The organism is Pelagibacterium halotolerans (assembly GCF_044811015.1).
Classification (GTDB): domain Bacteria; phylum Pseudomonadota; class Alphaproteobacteria; order Rhizobiales; family Devosiaceae; genus Pelagibacterium; species Pelagibacterium halotolerans_A.
Window position 1 is genome coordinate 495,155 of sequence record NZ_CP085243.1, and the last position, 20,590, is coordinate 515,744.

Here is a 20,590-nt window from a genome sequence, read left to right on the forward strand (position 1 = left end):
AATGACGAAGCTGTTAACTGGTGCGTTGATCGCATCGACGAGCCTGTCTGCGCCTGCATTTGCGCAAACCGAGTTGACCATGTGGTACCACGGCGCCGGCAACGAGGTCGAAAGCCAGATCATCAACAATATCATCGCCGACTTCAACAATAGCCAGTCCGACTGGGTTGTCACCATCGAAAGCTTCCCGCAGGAAAGCTACAACGACAGCGTGGTCGCCGCCGCGCTTGCCGGCAATCTTCCCGATATTATCGACGTCGACGGTCCCGTCATGCCCAACTGGGCGTGGTCGGGCTATCTCCAGCCGCTTCCTATCGATGAGAGCCTGATCGAGGACTTCCTGCCCGGTACCAAGGGCTATTGGAACGGCGAACTCTATTCGGTCGGCCTTTGGGACGCCGCCGTGGCGATGATCACGCGCCGCTCATATCTTGAAGAGGCCGGCATTCGCATCCCGACGCTCGATGAGCCCTGGACGCGCGAGGAGTTCGATGCTGCGCTTCAGACTTTCAAGGACAGCGGTGAGTTCGACTATCCGCTCGACCTGGGCATGGCCTGGACCGGTGAATGGTATCCCTATGCCTTCTCCCCGTTCCTGCAGAGTTTCGGTGGCGACATCATCGACCGTGAAAGCTATGCGACTGCGGAAGGCGTACTTAACGGCGACGCAGCCATCGAATTCGGCGAATGGTGGCAGGGCCTCTTTGAAAGCGACATGGTGCCTGGCACCAGCCAGGACCCGGCCGACCGCGATAACGGTTTCCAGGAGGGAAAATACGCAATCTCCTATAATGGCAACTGGGCGGCGTTGGGTATCCTCGATGCCTATGGCGACGACGTGCTGTTCCTGCCCAATGTTGATTTCGGCAATGGTCCGACGATCGGCGCGGCCTCTTGGCAGTTCGGCGTGTCCGCCGCCTCCGAGCATCCCGAGGGGGCTGCCGCCTTCATCGAATTCGCTTTGCAGGACGAATACCTGACGGCCTTCTCCGACGGCATCGGCCTCATCCCCTCGACACCGAGTGCGGCGGCAGTGAGTGAGTACTATTCCGAAGGTGCCCCGATGGAGGTCTTCTACGACCTCTCCGCCGAACAGGCCCTCGTGCGGCCGGTGACGCCGGGCTATGTGGTGGCCGCCAAGGTTTTCGAGAAGGCGCTTGCCGATATCGCAAACGGGGCGGACGTCGTCGATACGCTCGATGCGGCTGTCGATGAGATCGACGCAGACATCGAAGCCAACGACGGCTACGGCCACTGAGAGCTCTCCTCCCCTCGGCGAGGCCCGCCATTGCGTGGGCCTCGCCACCTCAACCCGCTCGCGGAATATGATCCATGGCCTCGAAACTCACGACATCGAACCGTGCCGGCTGGGCCTTTGCGTTGCCTGGTTTCGCGCTGATCGCAATGTTCATCATCGTCCCGTTCTTTTTCGCGTTCGGCCTGTCGCTAACCAATCAGCGCCTGGTTTCGCCAAATCCCACGCAATATGTGGGCTTTGAAAACTACCGGAGCCTTCTGGGGCTTGCCGTTGTTACCATCGAGCCCGAACGCGACGAGTCAGGCGCCCTCGTTCGGGACGAGGACGGCGCGATCCAATATCCGCGTCTGCGCACGATCACGCGCAGCGATGACTATCCGCAATATGCCGGGATGCGTGAGTGGTTCCGTTGGCAGTCTGGCGAAAACGCCATGGTCGTCATCGCCAGCGACGTGGTCTTCATGAAAGCGCTGGTGAACACGTTCCTGTTCGTTCTGGTGGTCGCACCCGTCCAGGGTGGGCTCGCACTCGTTCTGGCGCTGCTCATTAACCAGAAGCTGCGCGGCATCAACGTGTTCCGCACGATCTATTTCATGCCCGTGGTGGTCTCGATCGTTGTCGTCTCGCTTCTGTGGCGGTTCATCTACGACGGCAATAACGGGCTCCTGAACAATATGCTGGGCGCTCTGACGCTCGGGGTGTTCCAACCCATCGACTGGCTGGGGAACACCTCGACCGCCCTGCCCGCGATCATGGGGATGTCGATCTGGCAGGCCGTCGGCTTTCACATGGTCATCTGGCTTGCGGGTTTGCAAACCATCAGCCCTACGCTTTACGAAGCTGCGGCCATCGAGGGTGCCAGCAAATGGCAGACCTTCCGGTTTGTCACCTGGCCGGGGCTTCGGCACACTGCGGTCCTGGTGCTGGTCGTCATCACCATGCAGGCTTTCGCGCTCTTCGCGCAGATCGACGTCATGACCAATGGCGGACCGCTCGACAGTACGCAGACCCTCGTCTTCCAGACCGTCGAGCGAGGCTATGGCAAGCAGGACATCTCCGGCGGCGCGACGATCTCGGTCATCCTCTTCATCATCGTCCTGACGATTTCACTCATCCAGCGCTGGCTGACACGGGAGCGGTAAGATGGCGGCAATAAACCCCGACAACCAAGGTTTGCGGCTCTTTGTGCGCTATCTGGTATTGTGCCTCGTCGCGATCATCTTCATCTTCCCTCTCGTCTTCATGATCATGTCGAGCTTCAAGCCACCCGCGCAATTGCTCTCGGACACCGCGAGTCTGCGCGCCTTCCTGCCGGTTGGCGACTTGAGCCTCAACAACTACGAAGCGGCATTCAGGCGGGCGCCGATCCTGCTTTTCGTGTTCAATTCGGTCCTGGTGACGGGTTTGACGGTGCTGCTCTCGCTCCTCATCTGTTCGCTGGCGGCATTCTCCTTCGTCTTCCTCAACTGGAAGGGACGCGATGTGGTCCTCTCGATCATCATCGCGACGCTGATCATCCCGTTCGAAACCATCGCGATCCCACTGCTTCTGCTGGTTTCGAAGATGCCCTGGATCGGGCTTGAGGGGATCGAATGGGGCTGGCTCAACAGCTATCGCGTGCAGATCATTCCCTGGATCGCAGACGGCCTCACGGTCTTTCTCTTCGTCCAGTATTTCAAAGGCCTGCCCGGCGAATTGATCGAGGCGAGCCGCGTCGAGGGCGCGAGCTGGTTCCAGATCTACCGCACGGTCGTGATGCCGCTGTCCGGCCCCGTGCTGGCGACGGCAGCCATCCTCAAATTCCTCGTTATGTACAACCAGTACCTCTGGCCGCTGATCGTTGTGCAGCAGGAGAGCTACCGCCCGGTCATGGTCGGGCTGGGCTACTTTTTCCAGCTCAATATCGCCTGGGGCGAGGTCATGGCTTACCTCACGCTCATCACCGTCCCTGTGCTGATTTTCTACCTCTTCCTGCAACGCGCCTTCATCGCCTCGATTGCATCGACGGGCGTCAAAGGCTGACGACCACTAGAAAGATAAGAATGGTTCTCGCTCTCAAAGACCAGTGGATCTGGGATAGCTGGTACGCCCATGACGGCAAGCGCTGGCACGCCTATTTTCTTAAAGCCGACAAGTCGCTCGGCGACCCCGATCTGCGCCATATGAACGTTTCCCAGGGGCACGCTATCAGCGATGATCTTGTCCATTGGGAGCACCTGGGCACATGCCTCGCTCCCTCGACCGGCCCGGCTTGGGACGACAAGACGACCTGGACGGGGTCGGTCGTCCAGGATGCGGACGGTCTATGGCACTTGTTCTATACCGGCGCACGCGCGTCGGAAGATGCGCTTTATCAACGCATTGGCCACGCAACTTCAACCGACATGCACAATTGGCAGCGGGTCGGCGACGGGTTCTGTCTCGACCTCGTCGGCCCCAACGCGCAGCACTACGAAGCCGAGCACGCGATCGGCCACTGGCACGACCGCGCCATGCGCGACCCCTGGGTTATGCGCGATCCGGACGGTGATGGCTGGCTCATGTACTTCACTGCCCGCGCGCCGGGCATCGCCGAGCCTAATGCCGGCGGTGCCATCGGCTTTGCTACCTCGCCCGATCTTTATACCTGGACGCTGCAACCTCCCGTTTTCGTCGGCGGATACGGGCAACTCGAAGTCCCGGAGGTCTTTGAACTCGATGGGACGTGGTACTGTTTGTTCTGCACCGCAGCACAGCATTGGTCTGAGGACCGCAAGGCCAATGCGGGCGTTCCGCCGGTCACGGGCAATCACTACCTCATCGCGGACAACCCGCGCGGACCGTGGCGCATCGCGCCGGGCTTTTTCGACGGTGGCCTGCCCTGCCGGCGTTACGCCGCGCGCATTCTCAAGACGGATGCCGGCCCGGTCATCATGGGGTTCGACGACAATGGCCGCGAGACCTTCGTCGGCCATGTCCGCGATCCCGAACCGGTCGTGGTGGACGCCCAAGGCTACCTACATGTCGCCAGCCAGAACGCAGGAGCAAAGAGCTATGGCTGAGATTGCCCTTAAGAACGTCAAGAAGTCCTATGGCCGTGTCGAGGTCATCAAGGACATCGACCTCGCCATTGAGCACGGTGAGTTCGTCGTCTTCGTCGGCCCCTCGGGCTGCGGAAAGTCGACGCTCCTGCGCATGATCGCCGGGCTCGAGGATATCACCGACGGCGATCTCTTTATCGGTGACAGGCGGGTCAACGACATCCAGCCGCGCGACCGCGGCGTGGCGATGGTTTTTCAGTCCTATGCGCTCTTTCCGCACATGACGGTCTACGACAATGTCGGTTTCGGATTGCGGATCAGCAAGATGCCCAAGCCCGAGCGTGATGCCAAGATCCGCGAGGCGGCCCGCATCCTTCAGATGGAGAACCTCCTCGACCGCCGCCCCTCGCAGCTTTCAGGCGGTCAGCGCCAGCGCGTCGCCATCGGACGTGCCATCGTGCGCAATCCTCATGTCTTCCTCTTCGACGAACCGCTTTCGAACCTCGACGCCGCCTTACGCGGTTCGATGCGCATGGAGATTTCCAAGCTCCACCAGCAGCTCGACGCCACGATGATCTATGTCACGCACGATCAGGTGGAGGCTATGACCCTGGCGGACAAGATCGTGGTGCTGAACGCCGGTGTCGTCCAGCAGATCGGTTCGCCGCTCGAACTCTACAACCGCCCCGCCAACCTCTTTGTCGCCGGTTTCATCGGTTCACCGAAGATGAACCTGCTGCCGGTCAAGGTCGAAGCTGTCGATGGTCAGACCGTCACCATTGCAAGCGAAGATATCCCAAGCGTCGCCATTCCCGTCGCTGATACGCAAGGCGTCAAGGTCGGCGAGACGATCACGATTGGCCTGAGACCGCACTTTCTGTCCGGCACGCACAATGGCGGACTTTCGGGCAAAGTCCTCCTGACCGAGCACCTGGGTAACGAGACCATCGTCAATCTGGAACTCAATTCCAAAGAGCAGCTCGTGGCGGCGCTGCCGGGGAGTGCGGATTTGAAACTCGACCAGATGGTCTCGCTCGGTTTCGATGTTGCAAACGCACGGCTCTTCGCTGCCGACGGGAACGCCATTCCGTCGCTGTAAGTGCAATGTGTGCGGTTGACCGGTTTTTTGCCCGGTCGCCTGGGCAAATCCATACCGGTTTGCCGCACATGTGTTACTCCTGCTCGCGGAGTGCTGATTTGCCCTAACCTTCTGTTTGTGCTGAACTTATTAAGGTTCCACGAGCAAGGAGGATCGTGACCGTGGTTGACCGCGCATTCTTGAGGCAAATCGAGGGATACGGCCTGACGACGGCTAAGATCCACTACCACCTCCCCGACCAGCCGTCGCTGCTCCAGCTTTACGTCTGGCAGGAGTACGATTTTGCACCTAAGTTCCCGGAACTCAAAGGCTTTCTGGACTTTTGGACACGTGAGCTCGACGGCCCCGTTCATTCCGTCCGCATCGCCCATGCCCGCCTCATCCGGCCCGTCGAGATTCGCAGCGTCGAGGAAATCGGAACGCTGCACTGACACAACGGCAAATCACCGCGGCAAACCGATGGATATTCGTTCCCATCGAGCCAAATAGCCCGTTGCATGACCCTTGCGTGCCCTCAGCGCTGCCCTAACATTGATTCCCGCGCACCCGAGTCGGGACCGTCCCATCCCCCGACAAACGTTTATGCCTACCCTCCGAAAGGGCCGCCATGCAGCCTCAGCTTTTCACGCCGTTCCAGCTTGGTCAGCTCGAACTGGCGAATCGAATCGTCATTGCCCCCATGTGTCAGTATTCGGCAACCGACGGATGTATGAGCGACTGGCACACGATCCATCTAGGAACGATGGCGCAGTCCGGCGCCGGACTTTTAATCATTGAAGCGACGGCGGTTTCCCCCGAGGGGCGAATTTCCTATGCGGATGTGGGGCTTTGGGACGATGCGACAGAGACAGCGATGGCCGGGGTTGTCGAAAGTATTCGCCGGTGGTCGGGCATCCCAATCTCGGTGCAACTCGCACATGCGGGACGCAAGGCGTCGACTGAAAAGCCGTGGCTTGGCGGCGGACAGATCGCGCCAGATGTCGCCAATGGCTGGCAAACGCTTTCGGCGAGCGATCTTCCTTTCAGCGCCGGGCAGAATGCGCCTATCGCGATGGATACCGGGCAATTGTCCACGGTCCGCAACCAGTTCGCCGAAGCGGCGCACCGGGCCGCGCGGCTCGATCTCGACAGCATCGAAATCCACGCGGCGCATGGCTATCTTTTGCACCAATTCCTTTCGCCGCTAAGCAACCGCCGCACGGACGCTTATGGCGGATCGCTCGAAAACCGGATGCGGTTTCCGCTCGAGGTGTTCAGTGCGGTGCGGGATGCGTTTCCGGCCGAAAAGCCGGTGACGCTGCGGCTTTCGGGCACCGATTGGGTCGAGGGCGGTTGGGATGTCGAACAGAGCGCCGTCTTCGCCAAGGCGCTTGAGGCGCGCGGATGTGCTGCGATCCATGTGTCGAGCGGCGGGCTGGACCCGCGGCAGGCGATCCCCACCGGACCGGGCTACCAGGTGCCTTTGGCTCGTGCGATCAAGCAGGCGGTTTCGATCCCGGTGATTGCCGTTGGACTGATCACGGGATACGAGCAGGCCGAAGAGATCGTCGCGACCGGCGATGCGGACCTTGTCGCGCTGGCGCGCGGCATCCTTTACGACCCGCGCTGGCCGTGGCATGCGGCGGCCCATCTTGGGGCCAAGGTCTGGGCCGCGCCGCAGTATCTGCGTTGTCAGCCTTTGGCGCTCAGGGACTTGTTCGATACGAAAACCGGATAGTTTGGAATCTACGATGGAACCTTCACGCGATATTTCCCGGCTGATTGAAATTATGGCCGCGCTCCGGACGCCGGTGACGGGGTGTCCCTGGGACCTCGAACAGGATTTCAAGGCGATTCGGCATTATACCATCGAGGAGGCCTATGAGGTCGCCGACGCTATCGAGCGAGAGGATTATGAAGATCTGCGCGATGAATTGGGCGACCTGATCCTGCAGCCGGTCTATCACGCGCAGATGGCTTCGGAAAAAGACCTGTTCGACATCGGGGATGTCATCTACGCGGTCACCGAAAAGCTTATCAGGCGCCACCCGCACGTGTTCGGGGACGCCGAGGCCGGAACCGCGATGAGTTCCGAGGCCCGCTGGGAGAACATAAAGGCCGCTGAACGCGCAAAAAAGGCTGAACGGCGCGGCGGCGATAAGCCCCCGTCCCTGCTTGACGATGTGCCGGCCGGGTTGCCTGCCTTGGCGCGGGCGGGAAAGCTCGCCAAGCGCGCGGCGCGGGTGGGGTTCGATTGGCCGGATACCAGCGCCGTTCTGGAGAAATGCCGCGAAGAGTTCGACGAGGTTGCAGAAGCGCTCCCCGGTGCCGACGAAGACGCGCGCAAAGAGGAGATCGGCGATCTTCTGTTCTCGATCGCAAATCTTGCCCGGCACGCTGGCATCGATCCCGAAGCGGCGCTACGGGATGCCAATGCAAAATTCGTGCGGCGGTTCGAGCATGTCGAAGCGCGGTGCCGGGAAGATGGCATCGACATCGCCGATGCCGGGCTCGAACGGCTCGACGGCTATTGGAACGAGATCCGCGCGTCGGACAAGCGCGCGAAATCAGCGGTCGAGGGGTGAAACGCGTCCGGCGAAACGCGTAAGGAATTCGGCCCGGTTGCGCTGCAGAACCCGTACGGTGAACATTGTGCCGCTCTCGTCGGGCTCGCCGCGCGAAAGCACTTCGGCATTGGCGTAAAGCCAGCCGGTATCGGCGCTCGAGGTGTGCGGCACGTGAACCGTGAACTCCCGTGCGTCCTGCGCGAGGTGTTTTTCAACCGCAGCGAGCAACGTGTCCAATCCCTGCCCCGTCAGTGCCGAAACCGGAACCGTCGCAGCGACTTTTCCGGCAGGCTTTATGCCGTTGAGCGCGTCGGGATCAGCGAGGCTGTCGATCTTGTTCCAGACTTCGATGATCGGCGTCGTCTCGCCGGTCACCCCCAGATCGGCGAGAACTGCCAGAACGTCGGCCGCCTGCGCGGCGTGATCGGGATTGGAGACATCCCGGACGTGCAGGATCACGTTGGCCTGAGTTACTTCTTCGAGTGTGCCGCGGAAGGCTGCGATCAGGTCGGTCGGCAGGTCGGAGATGAACCCGACGGTATCCGAAAGCACGATTTCGCGCCCGTGTGGCAGGGTTGCCTTTCGCACTGTGGTGTCGAGCGTTGCGAACAAGAGATCCTGCGCCATCACCGCGGCACCGGTCAGTGTATTGAAAAGGCTTGATTTACCCGCGTTGGTGTACCCGACCAGCGCGACGACGGGATACGGCACCGCGTCGCGCGGTCCGCGCTGGAGCTCACGGGTCTTACGGACCTTTTCGAGCCTCTTCTCGAGGATCAGGATGCGATCCTGGATCTGGCGTCTGTCCGATTCGATTTGGGTTTCACCCGGACCGCCTAGGAACCCGCCGCCGCCGCGCTGCCGCTCGAGGTGGGTCCATGAGCGTACGAGCCGGCCCTTCTGGTAGTTGAGATGGGCGAGTTCCACCTGTAGCACGCCTTCGCGTGTGGCGGCGCGCTCGCCGAAGATTTCGAGAATCAGCGCAGTGCGGTCGAGAACCTTGACCGCGAGTTCCCGTTCAAGATTGCGCTGCTGGATGGGCGACAATGCAGCGTCCACGACCAGAAGTTCGACCTTTTCGTCCTTTATTCGCGCCGCGAGCTCTTCGACCTGTCCACCGCCGATATAGGTTGCGGGTTTGATCTCGCGGACACGAAGGATCTCGGCAAAAACCAGCTCGAGATCAATTGCGCCCGCCAGCCCGATAAACTCGGCGTGGCGGGTTTCAGCAGTGCGTGCATTGCGGGCACCTTTGACGTCGGGCGTAACAAGACCAGTGCGCGTTTTCTTCTCGCGCAGATCGAGGAGACCCTTTTCATCGCGGCGCGTGTCGGCGTCGCGATTATCGGAAGCGATCAATCTTGGTTGCTCTCAGGATCGAAAAGCTGGATGGGGGTGCCGGGCATGATGGTCGAAATCGCGTGTTTATAGACGAGTTGCGACTGCGCATCCCGGCGCAAAAGCAGGCAGAAATTGTCGAACCAGGTGATGACGCCCTGGAGCTTCACGCCGTTGACGAGGAAAATCGTCACCGGGACTTTCTGCTTGCGAACGTGATTGAGAAAGGAATCTTGCAGGTTTTGCACCTTTTCACTGGGCATTTGTCAGCCTCTTGTTAGCGATGAATCCTTTGGCTGGCGGACCGGCCGGCCGCGGATCCTTTTGATTGTGGGGCGGTCATCTTGAGTAGTGATGCCCCTGCCCGATTATGTGTCGACGTATGCGACTATGGCACATGTAAATGTGGCTGCATATAGGACCGCGTATTAGAATTCCCGTGGCATCCTACCACCGATTTCCCGTCAGGGCAGCGAGGACCACAAGGATTTCGATCCGCGCGATAATCGCGAGCCCCGCAATCGTGAGCAATGTCGCGTCTGGCACCGCGCCCACACTCAGGCCCGGAAGCGCGCTGGTAACGATATTGCCGACCTGTGAAAACGATCCGGTCGCAAGCGCCATGGCACCGGGCAGCGCTACCCCCTGCGCAGCGAAGAGCAAAATGCCGATGGTGATCGCGAGCACGGCAAGAAAGAACGCACTCCACACCGATTTGGCGATCGCGCGGGGCTTGGGGTCATACTGAACGTCATCGCGGAGCATGGCGTTGGGATAGACAAGCCGGTTGAGCTCATTGCCCAGGTGCCGGAGCATGGTCCCCAGGCGAAAAATCTTGACGCCGCCGGCGGTCGAATAGGAACAGCCGCCGATAAATACCACCAGTAGTACGAGTTCGAACGGCAGGCCTACGCCGACCCGCTTGTCGTGGGTGATGCCGGTTGTCGTCATGGTGGATATCGCGTCGAACGCGTAGGTGAACGCACGCCGCCCGGCGCCATTTCCCTGTTCGGAGACGACCAGCGCGCCCAGAACGGCCAGCGCGACGAATATCGCCATCGTGATGAGGAACAACATACCTTCTTCGTGATCCCGGGCTCCCGTCCAACGGCGCTCGCGAAGCATCTTCTGCCAAATGATGCTGGTCGCGCCTATGATCATGAAGATCATCATGACGATTTCGCCGCCGGCGTTGTTGAGAACGCTCGCGCCGGTCTGGTGGGGCACGAAGCCGTTGGTGGACAGGAGGCTCATCGCAACGATGAGAGCATCGCGCGGAGGCACGCGGAACAGTATAAGCAGCAAGGCGCAGAGCGCTGTAAGGCTTGCGTAGGGCACGACGACGGATTTCATGGTCTGGAAGACCTGCGGATCGATCTCTGTGCGTGCATGTTGCACCAGTCGGAGATTGCCGCTTGGTGTGCCGCCGACCTCGTAGGGCCCGAGGATATAAACGGCCAGCAACAGCGTCAGGAGTCCGCCGATCCAGGCTGTCATGCCACGGTAAAACCCCATGGCGATTGATATATCCTCGACCGGTCGCAGCGTGACGCCCAGGGTCACCGAAGCTGACGCCGCTTCGAAAAAGCCCCGCGCCAGGGAGTGGCCCTCGACGAGAATGAAGACCGGCGTTGCCGCTACGACGAGCGCGAGCCAGATCGCGATCGTCGAACTGAAGACGCCTGCCCGGTTAAGCCGCCGCCGTCGCGGCCAAAGCGCAAATGTGGTAATCGCCGAAAGAAAGGCATAGCCGGTCATCGTCAGCGCAAGGGCTTCGAATGTGCGCCAGTTGCCTTCGAGTATCGCCGCCGTCGCGGGGACGACGAGTCCCAAGGCGAATATGGCGAATACCCCCGCGGCGAAAATCCCGATTGTGGGCAAGGGCTGTCCTCAGAAAAAGTCGATGGAAACCCGGAACATGCGTTCGACCTGGCGCAGGCTCTCCGCCAGCGCGAACACAATCACGAAATCACCCGCCTGTACTGTCACGTCGCCGCTGGGCATGATCACTTCGTTGCCCCGAATGATGGCGCCGATGCGAATACCGTCAGGCACGTTGAAATCCCGCAACGGCTTGCCCACGAGTGTCGATGTTTCCAGCGCCTCGGCTTCGAGCAGTTCGGCAGCGCCGTTCGCGAGCGTATAGACGCCCCGGATACGGCCGCGCCGGACATGGCGAAGAACTTTCGAGACCGTAATCGCGCGCGGGTTGATGAAGGCGTCGACGCCGAGCCTCTGGGCAATACGCGGGTATTGGCTCTGGTTGACGAGCGCTATATTGGCGCGGCATCCCATTTCCGAGGCGAGGACGGACGTCAGAATATTGGTCTTCTCGTCGTTCGTGAGCCCCAGGAACATATGGGCATCGCGTATGTCGACTTCGCGCAGGATGTCGCCCTGGAGCGCATCGCCGAAGACAACGATCGAATGACTCAACTCCTCTGCGGCGCGTTGCGCGTTATCCCGATTGCTCTCGACAATACGCACGGATACACCGGGATCGATCTCCTCGACACGGCGTGCGACATAGCGCCCAACATTGCCCGCCCCCGCGATGACGATACGGGAGGGCGGCGCTTCGTCTCGGCCGAAAAGCCCCAGGACGCGGCTCACCTGATTACGCGCGACCGCGACGACCGCCTGATCTCCTGCAATCATGTGCTCGTGGGAATGCATTATCCGCATCTCCCCGTTGCGGCGCACGCCCATGACCGTGGCATTGAGGTTGGGGAAAAGGTCCGTGAGGTGCTTAAGCGGCGTGTCGATCACGGCGCAGTCCTCCCGGACGTCGACCTCGATGACGACGACCTTGTTGTCCTCGAACGTGATGATCTCGTTGGCGCCGGGATACGCCATGCGCTGGATGATCAGATCGCCCACCTCGACTTCGGGCGAAATGATCACGTCGATTGGCAGGTGGTCGCGAGAGAACAGATTGCTCCATTCGGGGGCGAGATACGTCTGGGAGCGGATACGCGCGATGCGGGTCGGCACTTCGAAGATCGAGTGCGCCACCTGGCAAGCCGTCATATTGACTTCATCGACCTGGGTAACGGCGATCAGCATATCTGCGTCGCGCGCGCCGGCTTGGGCAAGGACGTCGGGGTGCGAGCCGTGGCCGTGCAGGCCACGCGCATCAAGCGTGTCACGGACCCGCTGAACCAGCGCGGGGTTGTTGTCGATGACGGTGATTTCATTGCCCTCGGCCGAGAGGCGCTCGGCAATGCCGTAGCCGACCTGACCGGCACCGCAGATGATGACGCGCATTTATGGTCCTGACGTTAGAGCCCCAATGACTTTATCTTGCGATGAAGCGCGCTGCGCTCCATGCCGACGAATTCCGCCGTCTTTGAAATATTGCCGCCGAAGCGCTCGATCTGGGCGATCAGATACTGCCGCTCGAAAACCTCGCGAGCATCGCGCAGGGGCAGGCTCATAAGGTGCGCCGAAGAATCCGTATCTCCGATCGTCGGCAGGACTTCCGAGATATCCGAGGGCAACATGGCAGCGGTGATCACGTTGTCGGCCGGCTTCTGGTCACGTACAAGGATCAGCAGACGCTCGATAGCGTTGCGTAGCTGCCTGGCATTTCCCGGCCAATCCTGCCCTTGCAGCACCGCGATTGCATCGTCGCCGAAAACGAAGCGCGGCAGGTTATGCATGCGCGAGAGCTGAGCGACGAAAAGATCGACAAGCGCCGGGATATCCTCGCGGCGTTCGCGCAGCGGTGTGAGCTGCAGCGGTACGACCGAAAGCCGATGGAAAAGATCCGAGCGAAACCTGCCCTCTTCGATCAACGCGGCGACGTTCTGTGAGCTCGAGGAAATGATGCGAACGTCGATTGGCACCGGCCCGGAACCGTTGATGCGCGTGAACTTGTTCTCGACGAGCGTCCTTAGGAGCGCGGTTTGCGCCTCGACGGGCAAGGATGTCACTTCGGAAAGATAGAGCGTTCCGCCATGGGCGCGTTCGAGCGCTCCGACTTCCGTCCTTATGCTGGCTTTGTCGCGGTTTTCCTTGCCGAAGAGGACGACGGGAATTTCCTCGGGAGCATAAAGCGCCGCGTTGATTTCAATGAACGGCCCGTTTGCGCGGGGGCTTTTGAGGTGCAAAAGCCGTGCGCAAAGCCCTTTTCCGGACCCGGCGCCGCCCGAGATGAAAACGCGCGAGCGTGTGCCGGCGGACTTTTCGATGAGTGAGCGGACCTGGTTGATTGCGACCGAGACGCCGGCAAGCTCGGATTCATCACCGCCTGCGCGCTCTTTGAGGTCGGCGACCTCGATTCGCAATTTGCTCGCTTCGATGGCGCGCTGGGTGATCAGGAGCAGCCTGTCGATCTTGAAGGGCTTCTCGATATAATCGTAAGCACCGCGCCGTATGGCCGAAACGGCGGTTTCGACGTTGCCGTGCCCGGAGATCATGACGACCGGTAAGTCCGGATGGTCGGCCTGCAAGAGGTCGAGAAGCTGCAACCCGTCAAGCCGCGAGCCCTGCATCCAGATGTCGAGAAAGACGAGGTTCGGGCGGCGGCGCGTGATTTCCGCAAGGGCTTCATCGGCGTCGCTGGCCTGACGCGGCTCGTAGCCCTCGTCTTCCAGTATCCCTGCGATGAGTTCGCGGATATCTTCCTCGTCGTCGACGATCAGAACGTCACGGGCCATCTATTTGAATCCCATCGCTGCAGCGCGCGATGTCTCCTCGTTGTTCTTCTTTGATACGTCGGGCTCCGGGTCACCGGGAATGTCCGGAGCCTGTTTTCCACTTATGTACAAAGGCAATGTGAAGGCGAAGCAGGCGCCGATGCGGCCATTTGTATCGGGCTCTGCGTCGCGCAGGTCAACCCTGCCGCCGTGCTGCTCTATGATCTTTGCGACAATTGCGAGGCCCAGACCGGTCCCTTTCTCGCGGGTGGTCATATAGGGCTCCAGCAATTTGTGGCGATCGGTATTGGGCCAACCCTTGCCATTATCGGAAACCGCAACCACGGCTTCGTCGCCCGAAACCGAAGCCGAAACGATAACCGTTGGCGCCTTGATCGTGCCGAGGCCTATGGATTCAATGGCTTCCACTGCGTTCTTGATGAGATTTGTGAGAGCCTGCGAGATAAGCCGGGTATCGAAATAGGCTTCGATCGCGTCTTCGGGCAGATCGGCCCGAATTTCGATTTCAGGCTGGCGCACGCTTTCAAGGAACACCGCTTGACGCACGGCATCGGAGAGGTCTGCACGGGCAATTGTTGCGCTGGGCATGCGGGCAAACGACGAGAACTCGTCGACCATGCGGCCGATATCGCCAACCTGCCGTACGATCGTTGAAATGCATTTGTCGAAGACGTCGCTGTCGTCCTCGATCTTGGATGCGTAGCGGCGGCGCAGGCGCTCGGCGGAAAGCTGGATCGGAGTCAGCGGGTTCTTGATCTCGTGCGCAATACGGCGCGCGACGTCTGCCCATGCGCTGTTACGCTGCGCGGCGACGAGCTCTGTGATATCGTCGAGGGTGATCACGTAGCCCTTGGATTCGGTCATCGTACCTTCGCGGGTCAGACGGACTTGATAGGTGCGCCGATCGAACCCGGTGGCCAGCTGGATCTGGTCCTGCACCCTGCCCCTGCGTGCCGACTGGGCGCGGTCCATGATGGGAGCGAGTTCGGGGGCGATCTTTGCGAGTTCCTGATCCATCAATTCGAGCTCATCCTGGCCGAGAGCCTCGCAGGCGCGGGAATTGACGAGCGTAATCCGTCCGAATGCGTCGAGCCCGATAATACCGGCGGAAACGCCTTCCACCACGGCTTCGGTAAACTGCCGGCGCTGGTCGTTGGTCTGGCTTGCAGCCACCAGTGCTTCGTGCTGGGACCGTAGCTGCTGGGTCATTTTATTGAAGCGCACGGTGAGATCGTGCATGTCCCCGCCTCTCCCGGGAACCGGGAGCTGCACGTCGAGATCCCCGCCAGAAACGCGGTTGGACGCGATCATCAGATTGCGGATCGGGTCGACGAGACCGTTGGCGAGCGCAATGCCGATCCAGAGCGCGGCAAGGAGGAACACGAAGGCGATGCCGACATACATCAGCGTAAAGGTGATCTGGAAGACGAGCCGGTTGGAGTCGTAGAGGCGATATTCGGTAATGTTCTCGTCGGTCAGCCGCACATATTGCAGGACTTCGGGATCCACGGGGCGCGCAACAAAAAGGAAGGTATCGGTATAGCCGCGCAATTTGACGACGGCCCCTACGAGGTTGATCGAGCCAGGAGCTATAAGTGTGGGTGTCCCTTCCCGGGCCTCCGACAGTACGGCATCCGGCACGCGCGGCGGAGCGCCTGGGACATTGATCTCTGCTCGCAAGATGGTTTCGCCGGCCGAATCGACAAGGCTCGCATAGGGTATCGAGCGTGTCGTCGCTACCGCTGTCAGGATACGCTGGAACCGCGCCCTGTCGGTTGCATAAGTATCGCGTGCATCCTCGAGTTCGGTTGCCATCCAGATGATATCGTCTCGCAGAACCTGGCTGTGTTCGAGCATATAAGAGCGCGCGACAAGCCGGGAACTTTCAACCATCGAACGAGTACGTTCGGAAAACCACTGATCGAGCCCCTGGTTGAGGGCGAGCGTGGCCACGACGGCGACGATGAAGGCGGGACCTGCGGCGATGATCGCAAACATGGCGACAATGCGCACCTGCAGGCGTGCGCCTGGCTGACGGCGCATGCGAGCCTGAACCAGCATGACGATTTCGGTGAGCACCAGCGCGATAACGAGCGTAATCAGGATCGCATTGGCGATCCAGATATAGGTCCAGACCTCGGGGCTCGGGTCGACCGGCGCGGCACCGCTCATGACGACAAAGGACGCTGAGGCCACGAGCACGGCGGCAAGCACGACGACAAACCCGATCTGCCGCATCAGCCGGTTGTTCTGGAATAGAGCCCGCCCCGGAATCTGCCGCGCGGTTTTGGACTGATCGGGGATCGCCTTGGTCATAAACGGCGCTCTAAGGCGCCTCCCTCTCTTGCCGACAACCTGGGGAGCCGAGTCTTGCGCAACTTATGCGCCCGTTCAAGCCACTTGTTGCCAAAATGCTACAGTGAGCCCCGACCCGGAGGGGCAAATCGTTCCAGTGGAACGTTTTGAGGGGCGAACGCTCGAGCCTGCGGCGAGAGCCTGGCATCGGCCCGGGGACGGGTAAGTCGCTCCAGTGAAGCGATTTATGGAGTAAACGCGGAGCGTGAGCGGCGGGCCAGGCGCGCATGCAGCAAGCGCTATTCCCTCTAAGACAATTGTCGCGACTGCTTGATAATCTCAATTCCATGATTGCGCACTTTCTTGCGCAATGTGTTGCGATTAAGGCCTAATAGTTCAGCGGCCTTGATCTGGTTGCCGCTACACAGGTTGAGGACCGTCGAGATCATGGGCACCTCGACCTTGTCGAGGATACGCTGATAGATTCCTGGTGGCGGCAGGTTGGGCTCGTGCTCGCGGAATATCTGGGCCAGCTCGGTCTCAATTACCGTCCCGATATCGGCCGGGCCGGCCTTGGCGGTGAACGTCGTACGATCAGCGAGGTTCAATTCGTTCTGGACGATCTCGACTGAAATTGTGTCATCGACATAAAGCGCAGCGAGCCGGCGCACCAGATTTTCCAGCTCGCGGACGTTACCGGGCCAGTGATATTGCTGCATCAGCCGCAGCGCCTCGGGCGCGATCACCTTGATCGGCTCGCCCTCGCGCTGGGCCTGCTTCAAGAAGCTTGCCGCCAGGTCCGGTACGTCGTCGATGCGCTCGCGCAAGGGTGGCAGGCGGATAGGGACGACGTTGAGCCGATAGTAAAGATCCTCGCGAAAGAGGCCTTGCCGGATCAGTTGGCTCAGATCCCGGTGCGTGGCGGCGACGATGCGGACATCCGTCTTGATCGAGGTCCGCCCCCCCACCATGGTGTATTCGCCCTCCTGGAGAACGCGCAAAAGGCGTGTCTGGGCATCCATCGGCATGTCGCCGATCTCATCGAGGAATAGCGTGCCCCCCTCGGCCTGTTCGAACCGGCCCGAAGAGCGGGCCGTGGCGCCGGTAAATGCGCCCTTCTCGTGTCCGAAGAGTTCGGCCTCGATCAGATCGCGGGGTATCGCGGCCATATTGATCGCGACGAACGGACCGTTCTTGCGCTTTCCGAAATTGTGCAGCGCCTTGGCGACGAGTTCCTTGCCGGTCCCGCTTTCGCCGGTGATCATTACCGTCAAATCGGTCTGCATCAGCCGGGCCAGTGCCCGGTAGATATCCTGCATCGCCGCCGAACGACCCACTAGCGGCATATTCTCCTGCTCTTCGGCACGCTTTTCCGCGTCGGCGGGCCGCGTCGCATCGGCCAGCGCGCGGCCGACGACGTTGAGCACTTCTGTGATGTCGAAAGGTTTAGGCAGATATTCGTAGGCCCCGAGCTCGGATGCCCGGATTGCCGTCATGAACGTGTTCTGCGCGCTCATCACGACGATTGGCAGATCTGGGCGCAGCTTCTTGATTTTCGGCATAACGTCGAACGCATTGCCGTCGGGCATGGAGACATCGGTAATAAGAAGGTCCCCTTCCCCCCTGGCCACCCAGTTCCACATGGTCGAGATGTTGCCGGTAGGCCTGACATCGTACCCGGCGCGGGAAAGCGCCTGGTTGAGCACCATACGGATGGCGGCGTCGTCGTCGGCGAGAAGGATAGTTTGGCCGGGCATGAAGGACCTGTTAGTACTTATGGATAGGGGGTTGACGTGTCATAGTCCAAGCAACTTTCGTGGAAAATCGCGCGCCGTGGACCAATGTCCACAAGCGGGATTTTTCGCGACAAGGGGCTGGACTATGACCCGCCCGAGGGGTTTTGCATAAATCGTCCACTGCCTTCGGTTTTCCCCTTGCCAAGGGGAGCCCTTGGCTGCGGGAAAATCCTCGACATTGAACGATTTATGCAAAATCAAACCCCTATCCATAAGTACTAACAGGTCCTTCGCTCTCATTGGGTTGAGCATCGCCGGGTTTTGCGACGGGTAACAGGATACGGAAACGGGTGCGCCCGGGGCGGCTTTCGCAGTCGATCACGCCTCCATGATCGCCTACGATTTTTGCAACAAGCGCCAGACCGAGGCCGGAGCCGCTGAGCTTGGTGGTCACGAACGGATCGAAGAGGAACGGAAGGATATCGGCGGGTACGCCGGGGCCGTTATCTTCGATAACGATCTCCAGCGGCAATGAAATGCGCTGGGATACCCCGGTGACGCTGATACGGATGCCTGGACGGAATGCTGTTGCAATCCGGATTTCCGGTTTAGCTGTTCTTTCAAGGGCTTCTGCGGCATTCTTGATCAAATTTAGGAAGACCTGAATGAGCTGGTCGCGATTGCCCAGGACCGGCGGCAGGCTCGGGTCGTATTCTTCGGAGAAGGTAATCCCCTTTGCAACGCCGTTGGCGGCAAGCAGCTTCACCCGTTCGAGCACAACGTGAATGTTGATCGGGCTGCGCTCGACGGGGCGTTCATCGCCGAAAACCTCCATACGGTCGACGAGGTCCACAATCCTGTCGGTTTCGTCGCGGATCAACCGCGCCAGCGAGCGGTCATCCCCGGTGGCCGATTGCTCAAGCAGTTGCGACGCGCCGCGAATGCCCGAAAGTGGGTTCTTGATCTCATGCGCAAGCATTGCAGCAAGGCCGGTCACGGACCGTGCGGCGCCGCGCGAGACGAGTTGCCGGTCGATCTTGTCGGCCATTGTGCGCTCCTGGAAAATCAGGGTCACATAGCCATCGATTTCGGGGATCGGACTAGCGTAGACATCCGCGATCCGGTCTTCGTTCATCCGCGAGGAGCCGATCTGTACACGGTATTCTATCATCGAGGCATGCCGGGTGAGGACGCTGTCGATGAGGCTTAGAATGGGCGAGCCGAACGCGATGAAATCCGAGAGCTTCTGGCGCGTCAGTATGCTCGACGACGCCTGGAAAAAGGCCTCAGCGGCATAATTGGCGAAGACGATAGCGCCTTCATTCCCGCAGACGATCACCGGCTGGGGCAAAGATTGCAGAATCGCGGTCTGAAGGTCGATACTCAATGCAGCACTCATGCGGCACAACTCCATTGGGCACCGATAAGGTCCGGCAGCATGGCCCTCACTTCAGCCGGATTGTCCGCGGTCATCGCCCGGCGCCGCAACGCGGGATCGCCGGAGCCAAGGGCATCGAGATACCAGCCGATGTGCTTGCGCGCGACGCGGACACCAAGCCCGGCGCCATAATCTTCGAGCATTTCGTCGTAATGATCGGCAACGAGACCGATAAGCGCGTCACCGGATGGCGCGTCGGCGACCGGCGTGCCGGAGAGCGCGGCGCCGACTTGCCCAACGATCCAGGGCTGTCCCTGGGCCCCGCGCCCGATCATAACCGCATCGGCACCGGACGCGTCCAACGCGGTGTGCGCGGCTTCGATTGACGTGATATCGCCGTTGACGACAACGGGAATGGATACAGCGTCTACGACGGGGCGCACGAGGTGCCAGCGTGCCTCGCCCTTATAGAATTGCTGGCGCGTACGGCCATGCACGGTCACCATCTTGACGCCCGCGTTTTCGGCGCTCCTGGCGATGTCGGCGGCATTCAGGCAGTCATCGTCCCAGCCGAGCCGCATCTTGACCGTCACCGGCAGGCGTGTCGCCTTGACCGTGGCTTCAATCAGCCGCAGCGCGACATCGGGCACGCGCATCAGCGCCGAGCCTGCAAACCCATTGGTGACTCGCTTGGAGGGGCACCCGAGATTGAGATCGATAATATCGGCGCCCGCCTCCTCTGCGATCCGCACGCCTCTAACCAGCCATTCCGCTTCGCAGCCGGCAAGCTGGATGACATGTGGCAGCCCCGCGCTTTTACGGGTCTTGCGGACCATATCTTCCTGTCCTGTGCTCAAACCGGCACTGGCGATCATTTCCGACACGACGAGGCCGGCGCCAAACCGCGCCGCGAGGTCGCGCATTGGCCGATCGGTAATGCCTGCCATAGGCGCAAGAAATGCCCGATTGGGCAGAGCCACGTCGCCTATGCTTATTGTGGAGGCAGAATATGCCACGCGTTATGCCTTAAAACTGTTCAAGACGCCTTCTTTGGTGACAGATTAGTCAAAATTCGCGCCAATTCAATGCCCCGTTGAGGATCGTTTTGCTAAAGTCAGAAATGCTGACCTTGTGCTACGGCGTGCCGGGAGATAGAGCGTGTCCAGAAAAGGGATCACCACTTTTTCGGTTCGGACGCGCGACCAAACAAAGACTTAGAGCCCGATTTTGATTCCATCAAAATCGGAAAAGCTCTAGAG

Annotated in this window: 17 protein-coding genes; 8 read left to right on the forward strand and 9 right to left on the reverse strand. The window is 60.4% G+C overall.

Annotated elements, in window-relative coordinates; translation table 11 throughout:
• The first annotated feature begins 1 nt into the window (after position 1).
• The 8 genes from LG281_RS02455 to mazG all read left to right on the forward strand — a co-directional run bounded on the left by LG281_RS02455 (position 2) and on the right by mazG (position 7,941).
• Positions 2-1,258 carry an extracellular solute-binding protein gene (locus tag LG281_RS02455; protein WP_404404021.1) on the forward strand — a complete coding sequence of 419 codons (1,257 nt, stop codon included), beginning with the start codon at positions 2-4 and terminating at the stop codon, positions 1,256-1,258.
• A 74-nt stretch (positions 1,259-1,332) separates the two neighbouring features.
• Positions 1,333-2,400 carry a carbohydrate ABC transporter permease gene (locus LG281_RS02460; protein WP_404404023.1) on the forward strand — a complete coding sequence of 356 codons (1,068 nt, stop codon included), beginning with the start codon at positions 1,333-1,335 and terminating at the stop codon, positions 2,398-2,400.
• 1 nt (position 2,401) lies between these two features.
• A complete protein-coding gene (locus LG281_RS02465; protein ID WP_404404025.1) occupies positions 2,402-3,280 on the forward strand; it encodes a carbohydrate ABC transporter permease in 879 nt (292 codons plus the stop codon).
• Between the two features lie 20 nt (positions 3,281-3,300).
• Positions 3,301-4,299, forward strand: coding sequence for a hypothetical protein (locus LG281_RS02470; RefSeq protein ID WP_404404027.1), 999 nt, complete (start codon positions 3,301-3,303; stop codon positions 4,297-4,299).
• Entirely contained in the window at positions 4,292-5,377 is a 1,086-nt protein-coding gene (locus LG281_RS02475) for an ABC transporter ATP-binding protein (protein WP_404404029.1), read from the forward strand. The genes LG281_RS02470 and LG281_RS02475 overlap by 8 nt, the downstream gene beginning before the upstream one ends.
• A gap of 161 nt (positions 5,378-5,538) precedes the next feature.
• On the forward strand, positions 5,539-5,808 hold the full coding sequence (locus LG281_RS02480) for an usg protein (RefSeq protein WP_404404031.1): 270 nt from the start codon (positions 5,539-5,541) through the stop codon (positions 5,806-5,808).
• 176 nt (positions 5,809-5,984) lie between these two features.
• Positions 5,985-7,094, forward strand: coding sequence for an NADH:flavin oxidoreductase/NADH oxidase (locus tag LG281_RS02485; protein WP_404404033.1), 1,110 nt, complete (start codon positions 5,985-5,987; stop codon positions 7,092-7,094).
• Between the two features lie 13 nt (positions 7,095-7,107).
• Positions 7,108-7,941 (forward strand): nucleoside triphosphate pyrophosphohydrolase, encoded by an 834-nt coding sequence (mazG, locus tag LG281_RS02490; protein ID WP_404404035.1) that lies wholly within the window; start codon positions 7,108-7,110, stop codon positions 7,939-7,941.
• On the opposite strand, the gene hflX is transcribed toward mazG, so the two are convergent.
• The 9 genes from hflX to dusB all read right to left on the reverse strand — a co-directional run bounded on the left by hflX (position 7,924) and on the right by dusB (position 20,347).
• Positions 7,924-9,282, reverse strand: a complete 1,359-nt coding sequence (gene hflX / locus LG281_RS02495) for a GTPase HflX (RefSeq protein WP_404404037.1) — start codon at positions 9,280-9,282, stop codon at positions 7,924-7,926. The genes mazG and hflX overlap by 18 nt on opposite strands.
• The gene (gene hfq, locus LG281_RS02500) at positions 9,279-9,524 is read right to left on the reverse strand and encodes an RNA chaperone Hfq (RefSeq protein WP_231805250.1); all 246 of its coding nucleotides are present in this window, start codon (positions 9,522-9,524) and stop codon (positions 9,279-9,281) included. Before hfq ends, hflX begins: the two co-directional genes overlap by 4 nt.
• Before the next feature lie 184 nt (positions 9,525-9,708).
• The gene (locus LG281_RS02505; RefSeq protein ID WP_404404040.1) at positions 9,709-11,142 is read right to left on the reverse strand and encodes a potassium transporter TrkG; all 1,434 of its coding nucleotides are present in this window, start codon (positions 11,140-11,142) and stop codon (positions 9,709-9,711) included.
• Between the two features lie 9 nt (positions 11,143-11,151).
• Positions 11,152-12,528 (reverse strand): Trk system potassium transporter TrkA, encoded by a 1,377-nt coding sequence (gene trkA, locus LG281_RS02510; protein ID WP_404404042.1) that lies wholly within the window; start codon positions 12,526-12,528, stop codon positions 11,152-11,154.
• A 14-nt stretch (positions 12,529-12,542) separates the two neighbouring features.
• A complete protein-coding gene (locus LG281_RS02515) occupies positions 12,543-13,922 on the reverse strand; it encodes a sigma-54-dependent transcriptional regulator (protein WP_404404044.1) in 1,380 nt (459 codons plus the stop codon).
• The gene (locus tag LG281_RS02520; RefSeq protein ID WP_404404046.1) at positions 13,923-16,238 is read right to left on the reverse strand and encodes an ATP-binding protein; all 2,316 of its coding nucleotides are present in this window, start codon (positions 16,236-16,238) and stop codon (positions 13,923-13,925) included.
• A gap of 287 nt (positions 16,239-16,525) precedes the next feature.
• Positions 16,526-17,974: a nitrogen regulation protein NR(I) gene (gene ntrC, locus LG281_RS02525; protein WP_404404048.1), complete on the reverse strand. Its 1,449-nt coding sequence runs from the start codon at positions 17,972-17,974 to the stop codon at positions 16,526-16,528.
• 244 nt (positions 17,975-18,218) lie between these two features.
• A complete protein-coding gene (locus LG281_RS02530; protein ID WP_404404050.1) occupies positions 18,219-19,352 on the reverse strand; it encodes a nitrogen regulation protein NR(II) in 1,134 nt (377 codons plus the stop codon).
• Positions 19,349-20,347: a tRNA dihydrouridine synthase DusB gene (gene dusB, locus LG281_RS02535; protein ID WP_404404052.1), complete on the reverse strand. Its 999-nt coding sequence runs from the start codon at positions 20,345-20,347 to the stop codon at positions 19,349-19,351. The genes LG281_RS02530 and dusB overlap by 4 nt, the downstream gene beginning before the upstream one ends.
• Between the last annotated feature and the right edge of the window lie 243 nt (positions 20,348-20,590).